This window comes from Candidatus Alcyoniella australis (assembly GCA_030765605.1).
Taxonomy (GTDB): domain Bacteria; phylum Lernaellota; class Lernaellaia; order JAVCCG01; family Alcyoniellaceae; genus Alcyoniella; species Alcyoniella australis.
The window spans coordinates 20,501-37,039 of sequence record JAVCCG010000150.1 but is presented as its reverse complement, the minus strand read 5'-3'; the positions used below and the strand labels follow the sequence as shown (position 1 = coordinate 37,039).

Here is a 16,539-nt window from a genome sequence, read left to right as displayed (position 1 = left end):
GCTCGCGTCAACAGCTGTCCGCGTACCTGGGCTGCGATCCCAAAGATATCGTGTTCACCTCCGGCGGGACCGAGGCGGACAACTGGGCGCTGGGCGGCGTGCTCGAGGCCAACCAGCGCAAGGGACGCCATCTGATCGTCTCCCAGATCGAACATCACGCTGTGTTCAACGTGGCCAAGCATCTGGCTCGCCGCGGACTGGCCGAGGTCTCGTTCGTGGAGGTCGACGCCCAAGGCCGGGTCAACCCCGAGCGCGTGGCCGAGCTGATCCGCGACGACACGGTTTTGGTCTCGATCATGGCCGCCAACAACGAGGTGGGCACGATCCAGCCGATCGCCGAGATCGGCCGGATCTGCCGCGAACGCGGCGTGATCTTTCATTGCGACGCGGTACAGGCCGGCGGCAAGCTGCGGATCGATGTGGACGAGCTGGGCGTCGATCTGCTCTCGCTGTCCGCGCACAAATTTTACGGGCCCAAGGGGATCGGCCTGCTCTACGTCCGTCCGCGCACCAAGATCGTGCCGCTGATCCGCGGCGGGCACCACGAACGCGGCCGACGTGCGGGCACGGAAAACGTCGCGAGCATCGTGGGCATGGGCCGGGCGATCGAGCTGGCGGGCAGCGACCTGGATCAGGAGAACGCGCGGCTTGCGGCCATGCGCGACCGCTTCGAGGCGCAACTTAAGCAAAAGATCGGCTACTTGGTTTTCAACGGCCACCCGCAGCTGCGCTTGAGCAACACCAGCAACGTCACCTTCGCCTTTGTCGAGGGCGAGGCAATGCTCTTGCATCTGGATATGCGCGGCATAGCCATCAGCACCGGCTCGGCCTGCACTTCCGAGACACTGGGCGCGAGCCACGTATTGGCCGCCATGGGACTGCCTCCCGAGTTTGCCAACGGAGCGGTGCGCTTCAGCCTGGGACGCCACAACACCGACGAGCAGCTCGACGCCACAGTCGAGGCTCTGGTGGAGATCGTCGGTCGGCTGCGCGAGATGAGCCCGCTGTGGGATAAGCTGCAAAAGGGAACCTACGATCCAGCCGAGTTCGACAAGCTGAGCTGTTACTTCTGCTCCGATGAGGGCGAGGACGCGGACTGAGCAATGGACCCCGACGGACGCTACTCGCGGCAGGAGCTGTTCAAGCCCATCGGCGTGAAGGGACAACGCAAGCTAGGTCGCGCCCGCGTCGTGGTGGTCGGCTGCGGCGCGCTGGGCAGCAACCTTTGCGATAAGCTGGTGCGCGCCGGTGTGGGCAACGTCCGGATAATCGATTGCGATCGGCTCGAGCTGAGCAACCTCCAACGCCAGACGTTATTCGATGAGCGCGACGTGGAGCAGAGTCTGCCCAAGGCGCAGGCTGCCGCGGAAAGGCTGCGACAGATCAACTCCACGGTAGAGATCGAGGCGCTGTTCCAGAAGCTGACTTCGGATAACGCGCTTGAGCTGCTCCGTGGAGCGGATGTGGTGCTCGATGGCCTGGACAATATGCAGGGCCGTTACGCGATCAACCACGCTTGCCTGCAGCTCGTCGTCCCCTGGGTCTACGGCGGAGTGGTGGGCGCCAACGGCATGACCATGACCGTACAGCCGGGGCGCGGACCGTGCCTGCGTTGTCTGTTTCCCGCGCCCCCTGACCAAGGCGAGCTGCCCACGGCCGATACGGCGGGGATTATCAACACCATTCCCTCGTTGATCGCCTCAATGCAGGTTACAGCGGCGCTCCGGCTGCTGGTCGACGCCCCGGAGCAATCTGTCGCAGGCACGTCTTGGCTCTACAGCGTGGATCTGTGGAACGGAGCGTTCGACAGGGTGGCGGTGCGGCCCGACCCGGATTGCCCGGATTGCGGCACGATCGGGTCCGAGAGCTGAGCCGATGCTGATCACCACCCGCGGCCAATACGGCGTGATGGCGTTGATCGATCTGGCAATGCGCGAGCGCCTCGAAGGCGGGCCGGTGGACCTGGCGGTGATCGCCAATCATCTGGGCCTGAGCCGACGCTATCTCGACCGGATTTTCGGCCAACTGCGGCGTGCGGGGATCGTCAGGGGGATTCGCGGTACAGGCGGAGGATACACCCTGGCAATGCCGGCCGATCGCATCAGGCTTAGCAACGTGCTCAAGGTTCTCGAGGGGCCGATGGTCTCGGTGGGCTGTCTGGGCGATGGGGAGCACTGCCCGCGTTCGGAAGTCTGCGTATCGCGCGAGCTGTGGCGCGAACTGGACTCCGCGATTCAGAAAGAACTTGACCGACACAATCTATCCGAGCTGCTCCAACGGCACATGGACAAGGTCGAGCATGTTGCAAGCTCGGCCTCATGCTGCTCCAAACGGGGCAAATAGGGAGAAACAATGTACTCCGAAAAAGTACTGGACCACTTCACGAACCCGCGAAACGTCGGCGATATTCCCGACGCCGACGGGATCGGCGAGGAAGGTAATCCGGTCTGCGGCGATATGATGACCTTCTACATCAAGGTCCGCGACGATCGCCTGGTCGACGTCAAGTTCAAGACCTTCGGCTGCGGAGCGGCGATCGCGGTCAGCTCGATGGTCAGCGAAATGGCCAAAGGCAAGACTCTGGACGATGCAATGCTGATCACCAACGCCTCCGTGGCCGAGGCGCTCGACGGCCTGCCCAAGCAGAAGCTGCACTGCTCCAACCTCGGGGCCGACGCGCTGCACCGCGCCATCGAGGATTATTACAAGCGCGGCGACGCGCGTCCCGAGGCGCAGGAAGAGACGCTGAAGAGCCTTGATCAACGCCTGGAGGAACGCTTCGGACAAGGGCTGTCGGGGATCAACTGCGATGTCGCCACGCAAGAGCAAGAGCAAGAGCAAGACCAGGAGAACGCCCTCTGCCCCTATTGCAACGCGCCGATCGATCCGGACGATCCGATCTGCGGGCCCTGCGGCAACAACTTCAAGCTCTGCGCGCATTGCGGCACAACCGCGAAGTACGGTGCAACGCACTGTGCGACCTGCGGATCCGAGTTAACGCGCGATTAGTTCGATTCTTCGATCTTCGACAGCGTCCAGATGCCGTAGGAGTAGCTCAGTTCTGACCCTACCTCGATCGAGTCAAAGGCTCCTCCCATCTGGTCTTGTTCGTAGATCACCCCGGTGAACGAGAAGTCGTAGGTTTTGCCGCTGCCCGAGCTGGTCCACTGCATTTCCCAGGAAATTATATTGTCGCTGGTGCGCAGCTCTCCCTCGGTCAGTTCCTTTTCCGGGGCATCGCCTCCACTGGTCCCCTCGCCGTAGGATAGGCTGCCGATAAAAGCTCCACTGGGGTCGACAACGATCACGTGACGCAGATCGTCGGTCTTGGGGGGCGTGGCGTTGTAATACTCGATATCGATCTGGCCTTCCCAGGTGCCGCTGTAGCTTTCAGCGTCGGGCTGATCGTCATCATCATCGTCGTCATCGTCCGTACTGTCGTCGTCAGCCGAATCATCGTCAGCGTCGTCATCGTCGTTGTCCAATGTGCTGTCGTCATCGTCCGCTGAATCGCAGGACAGCACAAAGCAAAACAGGACCGAGGCCATGATCAAACACAGCCATAGGCAATACTTGGCTTTCATCAGCACTCCCGCTTAAATTCGCCCCGAAATTGTAATGCGCCCGGTGAATAATCCAGGCCTGATAGTAATATAAACTTAGCAGAACAAACGCAGGCAGAGGAAGAAAATTTACATTAATCTAAATTTACGTTGATTAACTATATGTTACACACAATATTGTATAATTAACATGAGAATTAATCAGTAACAGGTTGTTAATTTAAGTAATTTAGCGTTCTACAAGACTTTTGCTTGTCCAGAGTCTTGTCATGTGATACATCCCCGATGTGTCTATAGTAACAATGCTATCCCAGGATCGCCGCTGATGGTCGACGGCACGGCAAAATCCATTGCGCGGGGTCTGCGGCGCGACTTGGTTTATGGAGTAAAGAGCCTGGCATCGGGTTTTGCCGGGTTAATATGGCTGTGCCTGACATTAATAGCCGCGCTGATCATAGTTTTTTTTGTGTTGGCTGATTCCCATTACTGGGCGTGGATCGTACTCGGGCTGTTGGCCTTTGGACTGGGAGTGCGTTTCGGCAAGTTGCTTGCTATGGAATCCCTGCTGGGCTTGGCCCAGCTCTTCATTGGTCTCTATCTACTGCTGTTCAGGCTTGTCTTCGACCTAGTTAAGAGACTTATAATACTAGGCTTTGACGTGAAGCCGACAACGCCTGTGCAGGCGTTGCAGCGCTATTGCAGGCTGATTAATATCGAGGCCTTTGAGGCGGCCTACGCCATGCTGCCCCAGGGGTCTAAGGTCTGGAAGAATGATGAGGGCGAGGCTGAAAAGCGCCTGGAACCTTTGCTGCTGGGCGCATTCCACTCCCCCGCGAGCTATGCTCTGTTCTGGTCCCAGTTCGTGGGCTACTCGATTCAGATCGACGCGCTGTTCAAGCTGGTAATCGACTCCGCGGACCGATGGCAGACCTCGGAGAGCGACGGCGATTGGCGGATCGTATTTCCGGTGAGCCTCTCCTGGATGCAACCGCGGAAGGGCACTGCCCCGCGTCCGTTGACCATATCGTACCGTGAGTCAGTACTGATCTCGCGTCAGCCAGAGCGTTGGTGCGTGAACTGGCCAGCACCTGCAATTGTCTCCTGGAGTGAGGAACAGTTCAAAACGCTGGACAACGATCTGGAGAACGACGATATGCAGTGCCTGGCGGCACAGTGACTCGAAGGAATCGATGACGCAAGACCACGCAAAGCTGATCGAGGAGCTGTTGGCCAAAGTCGATCGGCTCGAGAGACGCCTGCAACAGCTCGAGCAGTCGTCGGCCAAACAGACTCCGCAGCAGCCCGCTACGCCCGCAGCATTGCCGCAGGTCGCCCGTCCCATAGGGCAAAAGCCGCTTCCTCCCCTGCCGCAGTCCACAAAGTCCACGCCAGCGGCAGCCGCGACCGCCTTACGCACTCCAAAGCCTCGCCAGAGCATGGAGATGCTGATCGGCGCCAAGCTCTTCCTCTGGATCGGCGTGCTGGCGGTGATCCTAGCCGGAGGTTTCTTTTTCGCCCTGGCCGTCCAGCGCGGCTGGATCAACGAGACCCTGCGCGTGATCATCGGCATCTGTTGTGGAGTGGGCATGCTGCTGGCCGCGGAACTGGCGCGCGCGCGTAAACACGATCATTGGGGACAGGCGATCAGCGGCGGCGGCATCGCCCTGCTCTACCTCTCGATCTTCGCCTCGTTCCAACTCTACGATTTGACCAACGTCTACGCTGCCTACGCTTTCATGGTGCTGATCACCGTGGCGGCGATCGTGCTCTCAGTGCGCTACGACGCACGGGCCCTGGCGATATTGGGCCTGCTCGGCGGCTTCCTCACGCCGCTGATGCTCAACACCGGAAAGGACAACCTCTACGGCCTGTTCAGCTACGTGCTGCTGCTCGACCTGGCGATCCTGGCGATCGCGATGTTCAGGCGCTGGTTCGTGCTCGACCTGTTGGCCCTGCTGTGCACGATCTTCACGTTCACGGCCTGGCTCTTCACGCATTATGGTTTTAGCAAGCTGTGGCCTGCGCTGGCGTTTCTCAGCGCGTTCTTCGTGCTGTTTACCCTGCTCTCGTTCGTCAACAACATCGTCAGCCGTCGCCGTTCCGACGCCCTGGGCCTGATCATCCTGGCCCTGGCCGCTGTCTGGTATTACGCCACTGCCGTGGGCCTGCTGTGGGTAGATCACAGTCAGTGGGTCGGCCTGTTTACCGTGGCCCTGGCCGTGGTCAGCCTCGGCCCGGCTCTGCTGGCAATCAGGCGCGTGGCTGACGACCGCTTCCTGATCAACGTCTACCTCAGCCTGGCCGTGGTGTTTTTGGTCATTGCCGCGCCGATGCAGCTCGATGCGCAGTATGTAACCATTGCCTGGGCGCTCGAGGGACTGGCGTTGAGCTGGGCCGGCTTCCGTTTGCAACGCCCCTGGCTGCGGCGCTCGGCCTACATCATCGCCGCGCTGGTGCTCGGCCGTCTGGCGATCTTCGACAGCTCGCGCTGGCTCTACCCGCACTCCGACGCAATGCACGTACTGTTCAACGATCGATCGTTGGCCTTCCTGGTCTCGTTGGTCTGCCTGGGAATCTGGGCTCGGATTTACAATCCCGAACGATTGAAGCCCGCGGGCGAGATGCGCATTGTGCGCCTGGCGCTGATGATCTTTTCGTGCATTGCGTTCCTGGTGTGGGGCTCGGTGGAGATCGACTCTTTTTTCGAAATGCAAACTACCGGTCTGGATTGGACCTCCGACTATGCCTTTGATTCAACGCAGCAGATCAAGCACGCGATGATGCTCTCGCTGTCCGGGTTCTATATTGCGTTCGGCGCGGTGCTGCTGGTGCTGGGCTTCAGCATGCGCAACGCCGCGCTGCGCTGGCTGGCGCTGTCGTTGCTCGGGTTGACGATCGTCAAGGTCTTTGTGCTCGATCTGAGCTTTCTCGATACGATCTGGCGCGTACTGAGCTTTGTCGGACTGGGCGCAGTGTTGATCTCCGTCGGATTAATCTACGCCGTGTTTCGCAAGCAGATCGAGCAACTGGTTTCGCCGGAGGAACGTCCATGAGACACGCCCTGGCGCTCAGCGCCCTGCTGTTGCTGTTGCCCGGACCGGCCGCGGCCGACGCTACGCAACTGGATTCCACGCCGTTTCAATATCAAAAACAGGTCCAACTGCCCCAGCAGTTCAGCGGCGATTACGCCCTGATCGCACTTGACGGCGAGGTCTTCGACGCGGCGCGCCGCGATCTGGGCGACTTGCGGCTCGACGACGGCTCGGGCACCCCGGTGCCCTACAAACTGCTGGACGACAACCCGCGCTGGGTGACCCAGTCGGTGAGCGTGCAGCCGACCAACATGGCGGCGCAGGCCGACGGCACGGTGCGCTTCGAGCTTGAGATGCCCGAGGGGTTGATGAGCTACAACCAACTTTTCGTGCAGACCGACCAGCACAACTTCCGCTGCAGGGTTGATATGGACGCGATGGTCGACGGCCAATGGTCGCGCGTGCAGCACGGGATGGGCATCTTCGATTACACCGACGAGGTGCAGTCGCGCCATCTGCGCCTGCGACATCCCGAGACCGACGCCCGCCGCATCAGGCTGCGTATTCGCTGTCAGTCCGGCTCGATCATCAAGCCCGACGCGGTGAGGGTCGAACGCAACATCAAATTCGAGTCGCGGCTGATCAGGCGCGACTCGGTACTGGTGAGCAGAGTGGACGATCCCGAGGCCAAGACCACGACATTGCGTTACGACTTGGGACACAGTTACTTAATCAGCCACGTTACGTTCGATGTGCAGGGTACGAATTTCAGCAGGCCGGTGCGGCTGTTCGCGCTGCTCAACGTCGACGACTGGCGGCCGGTAGCTGCGCAGAACATCTTTTCGGTGGATAGCGAGCTGTATCACGCCCAGAATTTGACCATCTCCTTTCCCGAGGCTTGGACCCGGGAGATCAAGGTCATGATCGAACAGGGCGACAACCCGCCGCTGGCGGTGCAGGGGATCAGCGCCTACGGACAGGGTCGCTACTTGTTGATACCCGCCCTGCCCGGCGCACAGATCAATTTGTTCTACGGCGCGCCCGGCGTTAAGGCTCCGGTCTACGACATCCAGGCTGTTTACGAGTTTCTGCCCGACGTCCGGCCCGAGGCGTTGTCCCTGAGTCCGCAGAGCGCCAACCCCGAATACGTCTGCCCCGCGACTCCGGCCCCGCCGCGGGATTACAAGCCGCTGCTCACCGCGGCGCTGATTCTGGCGGTGCTGGTGCTGGCGGGCTTGATCTTCCGCTTGGCGCGGCGTTCGCAGGACGGCTAGAATGAGGCTCGATGACTGAGGGTAGGCAACACGATCGCGGCACAGATCCGTTCAAGGTCGATTCGCACATCGATCCGAACGTTGACAGCGATCTGGATCAACAGATTTTTTCCCCGCCCCAGCCGGCCTTGCCCAAGCGTGATCCCAACGCCCCTTTGACCGGCGACGACCTGCTGTTGGAACGCTACCGGATCATCAAGCAGATCGGTCGCGGGGGCATGGGCTTCGTCTACCAGGCTCAGGAGATCGGCCTCGAGCGCTACGTGGCAATCAAGGTCTTCCCGCCGCAGTTCGCCATGGACGAGAACTTGGTGCAGCGTTTTCAGGCCGAGGTGCGCATCGCCTCGAGCCTGGATCACCCGAACATCGTACCGATCTATTTCGTCGGCCAGGACGAGGGCCTGACGTTTTTTGTGATGAAGTTCCTTGCCGGACGCACTCTGTCGCAACGCGTGCGCGAAAAAGGACCGCTACCGGCCGACGCGGTGATCAACGTGGCGGTGCAAACCCTCGGTGCGTTGGACTTCGCACACTCGCGCGGTACGATCCATCGCGACATCAAGCCGGGCAACATCATGCTGGGCAACGACGGCCTGGTCAGCCTGATGGACTTCGGCATTGCGCGCTCGATCGAGTTCAGCAGCGTCACCCGACCCGGCGAGATCGTCGGCACCGCAGAGTATATGAGCCCCGAGCAATGGAGCGGAAACGTCGACCATCGCTCCGACCTCTATAGCTTCGGCGTGGTGCTCTACGAGTGCCTCACCGGCCGTCCGCCTTTCCACGATCAGCCGATCCCGGTGTTGATGAAGGCGCACCTGGATCAAGATCCGCCGTTGATCTCGAAAAAGCGCGAGGGCCTGCCCGGGAAACTCGATGCAGCGGTGATGCGCCTGCTGCAGAAGAATCCGCAAGACCGATTCAGCACCGCCCGTGAAGCTCAGGAGGCGTTCTACGCGCTGAGCGATACATTGCCGCGCAACATGCCCTCCGCAGCCGGTCAGCTTTCCGTCACGCATTCGGCTCGGGCCTCGATGGCCGCTACGCTCAACGGTGATCCCGAGACCGTGCCGATGGAACTGCCGACGTCGTTAAAAAAAATGGAGAAGCTCACGTCGCTGATGGATCGAGCCGAGCTTTTCTACAACGACGGCAAGCTCAAACGCGCGGTAAAATTGCTCGAGGGCGCGCGCAAGATCAATCCTGGCGACGCTACGCTGTTGCATCGGCTTGATACCTACCAAAGCGTGGATCGCCTGGTTAACGGCCTGCTGTCCCGCGCCCAGAAACTGATCGACCAGGGACAGCTCGCCCGGGCCGAATCGGAGCTGGAAAAGGTTCTACAGTGCTACCGGGTGCCGCAGGCCATCGAAAAAAAGAAGGCGGTACGCGCGCGGCGCCAGAGTGCCGACCAAATGTTTCAACTGGCCCAACGCGCAGAGCGGGCCGGTCGTATCCGGCGCGCGCGCCGACGCTATAAAAAGGTATTGAGCATTTCACCGGACAGAACCGACGCCGAATTTCGTCTGAAACTGATCGCCAAGACGCGTAAGCGGCGTAGGGGCGCCACACTGCATAAGTTCGCGCCGTACATCGCCGTATTGGCCCTGATCGCGCTGTCGGTCGGCGGATATCTTTTCCTGCGCGACCCCACCGCGGTGCTGATGCCGCGGGCCGAACGCTGCTTTGCTTCGCAGCATTGGGTCTCTCCTCCGCTGTACAACTCGGCCTCGTTGTATCGGCTGGTGAAATTCTTTGACATCGACAACGTTGACGCAGAAAAGAAGTTGCAGATGATGGAGGACAGCTTCCGCCGCGAGGCCGTGGCCGCCGAGCGCCGCAAGGACTATCAGGGGATGCTGCGCGCCTACCAGAACGCGCTGCGAGTCGACCCCGACGACCTTGAGCTGCAACAGGGGCTGGAGCAGGCGCGCAACGCGATCCAGATCGACAAGAGCTTCGAATAAGTGCGCCGATTCGGCTGGCTGGCGCTGCTCGTATCGGTCCACCTGGCGATTAGGGCGCTGATCCTGTTCTTCGGCGACGTCAACTGGTGGGCGCCGCTGACCGACGAGACCCCCACCGGAAATATCGCCTCCGCCCTGGCCGGAGGCTCGCTGGTCATGCCTTGGCAGGCCTACCAATTCAAGCCTTTTGCCGGCGGCACGGTGCTCGAGGGGCTGATGGCCTGGCCGTTTTTCGCTCAATGGGGCGACCGGCTGATCTGCCTGCGCGCTGCGCCGATCATCTTCAGTCTGCTGACGATGATCCTCTGGGTGCTGTTTCTCGACCGCTACTTCAGCCGCCGCGCCGCAGTGTTCAGCGGACTGCTGTTCGCTGCGCCTCCGCCGCTGTACGGGCTGCTCTCAGTCACAGCCTGGGGCAATCACACCGAATCGAGTTTGCTGACCATCGTCGCGTTGTGGGGACTGATCGCCATGCTCGGCTATTCCAGGCCCAAACAGCCCGGCGCTTTGAGTGGACTGGCGCTGGGCGTGCTGTGCGGGCTCGGGCTGTGGTTCAGTTACACCTTTGCGGTGACGCTGGCAATGCTGCTAATTCTGTGGGCGCTGCTCGACAGGCGCTGGCCTTTAGAACGATCGTTCCTGGCGTTCTGGCCGGGGTTGTTGATCGGGCTGATCCCCTGGTATCTCAATTACAGCTTCTGGGGCCACGGTGCGATGTTCAGTATCGACACCTACACCGGCTACGAGACCACGGCCTATATCGAGGGCTCGCGGATGTTTCTCGAGTCCCAGCCCTCGTGGATCGGCCTCAAAGCCTTACGGCTGATCGGCTACGCCCTGCCGCGCTCAGCGCTCTACCCGGCCGTTTGGAAGATCCCCGGTGCGGCGTTCTCGATCATATTCTACCTGTTGACCCTTGGCGGCGCATTGGCCTTGCTGCTGCGCCTCAAAGATAGTTTGCACAATCCGTTGCGTCGCAATCGTGCGCGGGCCCTGGACCCGCGGTTGTCGATTTTGGTCTTTCCGCCATTGTTCTGTCTGGTGCTGGTGCTCTCCGGTTTCCGGGTGGAGGACTTCCGCCTCAGTCGGCCGCAGGAGTACGTCAACTACCGCTACCTGGGTCCGGCGTTGCCGTTTATCTTTGCCTGGATCGGCGTGGGGGCTGACAGCGCCCTGGGAATGCTGCGCGAACGACGGCTGCTGCGGCGGATCAGCGCAGCGTTTATAGCCCTGACTATCGGAGCGCTGTGCCTCGTGCCGTGCATCGATCTGTCCGCGGTTGACTCCCCGCGCTTCTCTGTTTTGAAGTTCCGCGGCTCGGACCAGCAGCTGGTGCTCGAGCGCTTGGCCGGAATCGTCGGCGGAGCCGGGATGAGTACGCCGACCAGCCTCGAGATTTTGCATCAGCTTCCAGCGGATCAACTGCCGCTGGCCTTTGAGCATTTCGGCTACATCGGCCCGCCGGCCTCGGAGCTTGCCCAACAGATGGTGGCCCAGGCGCGCGGCGAACACGGCGCGGATCTTGACCGCGGAATGGGAAGACACCTAGCCAAGCAGCTACTCGATTCCCAGGGAGCAGCGGCCATGGCACAGCCCTGCGTCATGCTCGAACAGATCACCGACCAAGTTCCGACGTCGGTCTACACTGACCCCTGTTTTTGGGAAGGGGTCGGAATGCAGATCGGAGCCTGGACCGTTGGCAACCACAGTGCGCTGGCTTCAGATGCCGACACACTGGGCTTGCCAAGCGACGCTCCGCCCGCATCGCGCGCGCTGGCAACCGTTGTGCGTCTGCTGGGCGTGTGCCAGAATGCGCCGGATCGCAGGCTGGCGCTGATGCGCGGCTTGGGTCGCCTGTCGGTGGACGCGTTCAGCGTGATGCCGGGGGAAGCGCCGTTGGTTGACGAACCGTTTTTCTATCAGGGAGTGGGCGCGCAACTGCGGCGCAACGCCCTGCTGGATCTGTTCCAGGACGACGTGGCCATCGATGCGTTGTTCCGCGTGCCGCGGCAACAACGCGGCAGTGCGGTCAAAGGCTGGGTCGACGAATCAAAGCATCTGGGGATCGAGCCATGAGCAACAGCCAGTCCAGAAAGCTGAAGATCCAAACGCCGATCGAGCGCGTCAGTCTGATCTACCCGCCATATGGTGCTGTCAAGAACGAGCCGGGGATCAAGGCGGTCAAAGAGAACTACGGCGTGTTCCCCAGCCTGTCGTTGGCCTACGTCGGCGGCGTGTTCCAGAACATCGGCGTCAAGGTCCAGTTCATCGATGCCAATGCGATGCAGCTGAGCCTTTCCGAGACCATCGACAAGGTCCGGGGTTTCGGGCCGCAGCTGATCTGCTTCACCATAACCACCTACCTTTTCTACCAGACGCTGGAATGGGTGCGCTCGATCCGCGAGGCCACCGGCGTGTCCACGCTGCTCGGCGGCGTGCACATGGGGATCTACCCCAGCGAGACCATGACCCACGGCGAGATCGACCTGGGCGTGATCGGCGAGGCCGAGGAGACGGTGCCCGAGCTGATCGCGGCGCTGAACTCAGGCCGCGATTTGGCCGAGGTCAACGGTCTGATCTTCCGCCGCGAGGACGCTCCGGATGGCGTGATGGTCACGCCGCCGCGTCCGTTGTTTCAGGACGTCGACAACTCGCCCTACCCCTGCCGCGAGCTGCTGCCCAACGACCGCTACTACTCGTTCATCTCGCAGTTCAAGAATTTCACGCCGATGATCACCAGTCGTGGCTGCCCGTTCCACTGTATTTTCTGCGAGCAGGGCGGAATGAAGTTCAGGCCGCGTAGCGCCTCGAACGTGGTCGACGAGATCGAGCAGTGCTACCACGTGTACAAGGTGCGCGAGATCGACGTGTTCGACAGCTCGTTCACCACCCAGCGCAACCGCGTGATCGAGATCTGCGACGAGATTAACCGCCGCAATCTCAAGATCTACTGGGCGATCCGCTCGCGCGTCGATCTGGTCAACGCCGAAATGCTCGAGGCGCTGCACAGCGCGGGCTGCAAGCGGATCTACTACGGCATCGAGTCGGGCGACCCCGACGTGTTGCGCACCCTGCGCAAGGAAACCGATCTGGCGAAGATCAAGCAGATCATCGACCTGACAAATCGAATCGGGATCGACACCTTCGGCTATTTCATGGTCGGTTCGCCGGGCGAGACCGCACGGACCATCAAGCAGTCGATCCGCTTCGCGATCAAACTCAACCTGGACTACGCACAGTTCAGCAAAGTCACGCCGATGCCGGCCACCGAGCTCTACCGGATGCTGATCCAGGAGCGTGGACGCGACTATTGGAGCGAATACATCCTGGACCCCTCGATGGAAATCTACATGCCGCGTCCGGGATGTGCGATGAGCGAAGACGAGGTTCAGCGCTGGACGCGCTCAGCCTACCTGCGCTTCTATTTCCGTCCCAAATACATCATCAAGGCGCTGCTGCGGCTCAAGAGCTGGCGGGAGTTCACGCGCTCGGTCTACACCGCCTGGAGCATGGTCGCCGAAAAGCTGTTCGAGAAGATGTGGTTCAATAAAAAGCAGTATTGAGATGAAGATCCTGCTGGCAAACGCACCATGGTCCAAGCCGGGTTTCTACGGCGTGAGGGCCGGATCGCGCTGGCCGCACTTTGAGGCTGAAAACCTCGAATACATGCCCTTCCCGTTCTTTATGGCCTATGCCACCGCACTTCTTGAACGTCACGGCTACGACGTGTCGCTGATTGACGCCGTGGCCGAGGCGCTCGACGAACAGACCTTTTACGCGCGGGTCGAGCAGTTTGCGCCGGAGCTGATCGTACTCGAGGTCAGCACGATCAGCATTGATGTTGACCTACGCCACGTTTCCGAGCTGCACAACCGTTTGCCGGGAGCGAAGATCGGCCTGTGCGGCCTACACAGCTACATGTACGAACCCGAATTCCTCGCAGAGCACAACGCGGTCGACATGGTGCTGATCGGCGAGTACGAGACAACGCTGCTCGAACTGGTGCAACGCTTGGAGTCCGGTGCACAGCTCGACGGCTGCCGCGGTCTGGTGCATCGCCGCAACGGCGATGTACAGGTCGAGAAGCGCCGACCGTTGATCGAGGATCTGGACAGTCTGCCCTGGCCCGCGCGGCACTTCCTGCCGATGCACGATTACCACGACGAGCCTGGGTACATCCCGCGTCCCAGCGTACAGATGTGGTCCAGCCGCGGCTGCCCGTTTGGCTGTATCTTCTGCGCTTGGCCGCAGATCATGTACGGCAGCCGTCGCTACCGCAAGCGCAGCGTTGTCGACACTGTCGACGAGATGGAATGGCTGGTGCGGCGCGCCGGATTCAAGTCGGTCTACTTTGACGACGACACGTTTAACATCGACCGCAAACGGACGCTGATGATCGCCGATGAAATCAAGCGCCGTCGCATCGGCGTGCCCTGGGCGATCATGGCCCGCGCCGACCTGATGGACGAGCAGCTGCTGACCGCCCTGCGCGAGTCAGGGCTGCACAGCCTCAAATACGGCGTGGAGAGCGCATCGCCCGACCTGATTAGAACTTGCGACAAGCGGCTGGACTTGGACAAGGTCAAGCGGATGGTTCGGCTGTCTCACGAGCTGGGGATCAGCACGCACCTGACGTTCATGTTCGGACTGCCCGGTGAGACGATCGATACGGCCCGCAGCACCATCGACCTGGCGCTGGAGCTGGCGCCGGAGTCGTTACAGTTCACTATTGCCACGCCGTTTCCCGGCAGCCGCTACCACCGCATGCTCAGCGCCGAGGGCAAGATCGTCCAGAGCGACTTTTCGCGCTATGACGGATTTCGCAGTGCTGTGGTGCGCACCGATGAGTTGAGTGCAGAGCAGCTCGAGCAGATCTGCTGCGAGGCCAACGAGTTGTGGAACGATTTTTGGTACGCGCGTGCCCATCCCGACCTACGCACCACCGGCGAGAAGGTGCGCGATCTGATCAAACAACCATCGCGCATTCCCGGGGCCGCCAAACGGCTGGTTAAAAACAGCCGCACTTCCTGATCGGGTCAACCCGGATTATTGATCAGAATTAACTGAAGCGGACGCTGTGTATGTCGTTCCAATCGACCTGTCGCTGCAAGACCGTGTCGCGCCGCCAGCGTAGATCGTCGCGTTGCGGGTAGTCCAGGTTGTAGTGCAGCCCGCGGCTTTCGCGGCGCATGCGCGCCGACTCGGTGATCAGCCGCGCCACTGTGCAGATGTTGCGCAGCTCGATCAGGTCGAGTGTTACCATGTATTTCCAGTAGTAATCCTCGACCTCGTTTTGCAGGGTATCGATGCGACGCGTTGCGCGTTCCAGCCGCTTGTCGGTGCGCACGATTCCCACGTAGTTGCTCATCGCGCGTCGCAGCTCGTCCCAGTTGTGGCTGACCACGATCTGCTCGTCGCTCTCCACGGTGCCAACGCTGTCCCAGTCCGGTACGCTGAGGTCGGGCAAATCCAGATCCATGTAGCTCTTGATCCGTTCGGCAGCGCGGTCAGCGTAAACCAACGCCTCGAGCAGGCTGTTGCTCGCCAAACGGTTAGCGCCGTGCAGGCCGGTGCAGCTCGCCTCGCCGATAGCCAATAGTCCGTGAAGGGTGGTCTCGGCGCTTTGGTCGACAAACACTCCGCCGCACATGTAGTGCGCGGCGGGCACCACCGGAATCGGCTGGCTGGTGATGTCGATGCCGAACTTGTTGCAGGTCTTGTAAATGTGCGGGAATTTGCGCCGCACTTCGTCGGCGGGCTTGCCGCTGATGTCCAGGTAAACGCAGTCCGCGCCGCTGACCTTAAGCTCATGGTCAATGGCGCGGGCCACCACGTCGCGCGGCGCCAGCTCGCCCAGCGGATGGATCTTCTCGATAAAGCGTTGGCCGCGATCGTTGACCAGTATGCCGCCCTCGCCGCGCACCGCCTCGGTGATCAGGAAGCTCTTGGCGTGCGGATGATAGAGGCAGGTCGGGTGAAACTGGAAGAACTCCATGTTGGCCACTGCCGCGCCCACGCGGTAGGCCATCGAAACTCCATCGCCGGTGGCCACGTCGGGGTTGCTCGTATACAGATAGGCCTTTCCCGCGCCGCCCGTGGCGAGAACCGTGGCCTTGCCCAGCAGCTTGATGATCCGTCCGGTGGAGGCTTCCAGGGCGTAGAGTCCCAGACAGCGGTCCTCGCCGGGCCTGCGCGTGAGTTTCCCCATGGTGATCAGATCGATCGCCGGATAGCCTTCCAACAGCTCGATGCGCGGATTGTCCTGCACGGCCCGTAGCAGCGACAGTTCGATTTCCTCGCCGGTCAGGTCGTGGACGTGAGCGATGCGCCGTTTGCTGTGGCCGCCCTCGCGGTGCAGGTCGAGGTCCTGGCAATGACCGCCCTCGCGTTTGGTAAAACGCACCCCGAGTTGGATCAGTTCGGCGATCTTGTTCGGTCCCGAGCGCACGACCAGCTCGACGACATCCTGGTGACAAAGCCCGACCCCCGCCTTAAGCGTATCCTCGACGTGCAGCTCGAAGCTGTCCTCCGCAGACTGCACAGAGGCGATGCCGCCCTGAGCGTAACGCGTTGAGGATTCGGCCCGGTCCTTCTTGGTCAGGACGATTACCTTGGCGTACTGTGCGACCTTGAGCGCCAGGCTCAGTCCGGCCACGCCGCTTCCCACGATGATCACGTCTGTTGAGTAATTCATGCCCTACCA

The 16,539-nt window shown here is 61.1% G+C and carries 12 protein-coding genes and 1 pseudogene; 11 read left to right on the top strand and 2 right to left on the bottom strand.

All coding sequences use genetic code 11. The features are described 5' to 3' along the window. From P9M14_18205 to nifU, 4 genes and pseudogenes are all read left to right on the top strand, one after another. On the top strand, positions 1-1,100 hold a 1,100-nt coding region (locus P9M14_18205; protein MDP8257684.1), incomplete at its 5' end, for a cysteine desulfurase family protein. A 3-nt stretch (positions 1,101-1,103) separates the two neighbouring features. After that, the gene (locus P9M14_18200; protein MDP8257683.1) at positions 1,104-1,871 is read left to right on the top strand and encodes a ThiF family adenylyltransferase; all 768 of its coding nucleotides are present in this window, start codon (positions 1,104-1,106) and stop codon (positions 1,869-1,871) included. 4 nt (positions 1,872-1,875) lie between these two features. Beyond that, a complete protein-coding gene (locus P9M14_18195; protein MDP8257682.1) occupies positions 1,876-2,343 on the top strand; it encodes an Rrf2 family transcriptional regulator in 468 nt (155 codons plus the stop codon). 9 nt (positions 2,344-2,352) lie between these two features. Next, positions 2,353-2,724 (top strand): annotated as a pseudogene (nifU, locus tag P9M14_18190) (Fe-S cluster assembly scaffold protein NifU). A 281-nt stretch (positions 2,725-3,005) separates the two neighbouring features. Here the strand turns inward: nifU and P9M14_18185 are convergent. Continuing rightward, positions 3,006-3,584: a hypothetical protein gene (locus P9M14_18185; GenBank protein ID MDP8257681.1), complete on the bottom strand. Its 579-nt coding sequence runs from the start codon at positions 3,582-3,584 to the stop codon at positions 3,006-3,008. 304 nt (positions 3,585-3,888) lie between these two features. On the opposite strand from P9M14_18185, the gene P9M14_18180 reads away from it, so the two are divergent. Genes P9M14_18180 through P9M14_18150 form a run of 7 tightly spaced genes read left to right on the top strand, consistent with a single transcriptional unit; the run spans position 3,889 to position 14,867 of the window. Next, a complete protein-coding gene (locus tag P9M14_18180; protein ID MDP8257680.1) occupies positions 3,889-4,740 on the top strand; it encodes a hypothetical protein in 852 nt (283 codons plus the stop codon). 13 nt (positions 4,741-4,753) lie between these two features. Continuing rightward, positions 4,754-6,616 (top strand): DUF2339 domain-containing protein, encoded by a 1,863-nt coding sequence (locus P9M14_18175; GenBank protein MDP8257679.1) that lies wholly within the window; start codon positions 4,754-4,756, stop codon positions 6,614-6,616. Beyond that, a complete protein-coding gene (locus P9M14_18170) occupies positions 6,613-7,869 on the top strand; it encodes a hypothetical protein (GenBank protein MDP8257678.1) in 1,257 nt (418 codons plus the stop codon). Before P9M14_18175 ends, P9M14_18170 begins: the two co-directional genes overlap by 4 nt. A gap of 11 nt (positions 7,870-7,880) precedes the next feature. Then, the gene (locus tag P9M14_18165) at positions 7,881-9,836 is read left to right on the top strand and encodes a serine/threonine-protein kinase (GenBank protein ID MDP8257677.1); all 1,956 of its coding nucleotides are present in this window, start codon (positions 7,881-7,883) and stop codon (positions 9,834-9,836) included. Further along, positions 9,837-11,912 carry a glycosyltransferase family 39 protein gene (locus P9M14_18160; GenBank protein MDP8257676.1) on the top strand — a complete coding sequence of 692 codons (2,076 nt, stop codon included), beginning with the start codon at positions 9,837-9,839 and terminating at the stop codon, positions 11,910-11,912. Beyond that, entirely contained in the window at positions 11,909-13,399 is a 1,491-nt protein-coding gene (locus P9M14_18155; protein ID MDP8257675.1) for a radical SAM protein, read from the top strand. The genes P9M14_18160 and P9M14_18155 overlap by 4 nt, the downstream gene beginning before the upstream one ends. Before the next feature lies 1 nt (position 13,400). Beyond that, positions 13,401-14,867 carry a radical SAM protein gene (locus tag P9M14_18150; GenBank protein ID MDP8257674.1) on the top strand — a complete coding sequence of 489 codons (1,467 nt, stop codon included), beginning with the start codon at positions 13,401-13,403 and terminating at the stop codon, positions 14,865-14,867. Between the two features lie 28 nt (positions 14,868-14,895). On the opposite strand, the gene nadB is transcribed toward P9M14_18150, so the two are convergent. Then, positions 14,896-16,530: an L-aspartate oxidase gene (gene nadB / locus P9M14_18145; GenBank protein ID MDP8257673.1), complete on the bottom strand. Its 1,635-nt coding sequence runs from the start codon at positions 16,528-16,530 to the stop codon at positions 14,896-14,898. Between the last annotated feature and the right edge of the window lie 9 nt (positions 16,531-16,539).

What these genes read in the sequence shown, in the direction of transcription:
- P9M14_18165 (MDP8257677.1), top strand. Translation starts at nt 7,881, where the DNA reads ATGACTGAGGGTAGGCAACACGATCGCGGCACAGATCCGTTCAAGGTC.
- nadB (MDP8257673.1), bottom strand. Translation starts at nt 16,530, where the DNA reads ATGAATTACTCAACAGACGTGATCATCGTGGGAAGCGGCGTGGCCGGA.
- P9M14_18170 (MDP8257678.1), top strand. Translation starts at nt 6,613, where the DNA reads ATGAGACACGCCCTGGCGCTCAGCGCCCTGCTGTTGCTGTTGCCCGGA.
- P9M14_18155 (MDP8257675.1), top strand. Translation starts at nt 11,909, where the DNA reads ATGAGCAACAGCCAGTCCAGAAAGCTGAAGATCCAAACGCCGATCGAG.
- P9M14_18180 (MDP8257680.1), top strand. Translation starts at nt 3,889, where the DNA reads ATGGTCGACGGCACGGCAAAATCCATTGCGCGGGGTCTGCGGCGCGAC.
- P9M14_18150 (MDP8257674.1), top strand. Translation starts at nt 13,401, where the DNA reads ATGAAGATCCTGCTGGCAAACGCACCATGGTCCAAGCCGGGTTTCTAC.
- P9M14_18195 (MDP8257682.1), top strand. Translation starts at nt 1,876, where the DNA reads ATGCTGATCACCACCCGCGGCCAATACGGCGTGATGGCGTTGATCGAT.
- P9M14_18175 (MDP8257679.1), top strand. Translation starts at nt 4,754, where the DNA reads ATGACGCAAGACCACGCAAAGCTGATCGAGGAGCTGTTGGCCAAAGTC.
- P9M14_18200 (MDP8257683.1), top strand. Translation starts at nt 1,104, where the DNA reads ATGGACCCCGACGGACGCTACTCGCGGCAGGAGCTGTTCAAGCCCATC.
- P9M14_18185 (MDP8257681.1), bottom strand. Translation starts at nt 3,584, where the DNA reads ATGAAAGCCAAGTATTGCCTATGGCTGTGTTTGATCATGGCCTCGGTC.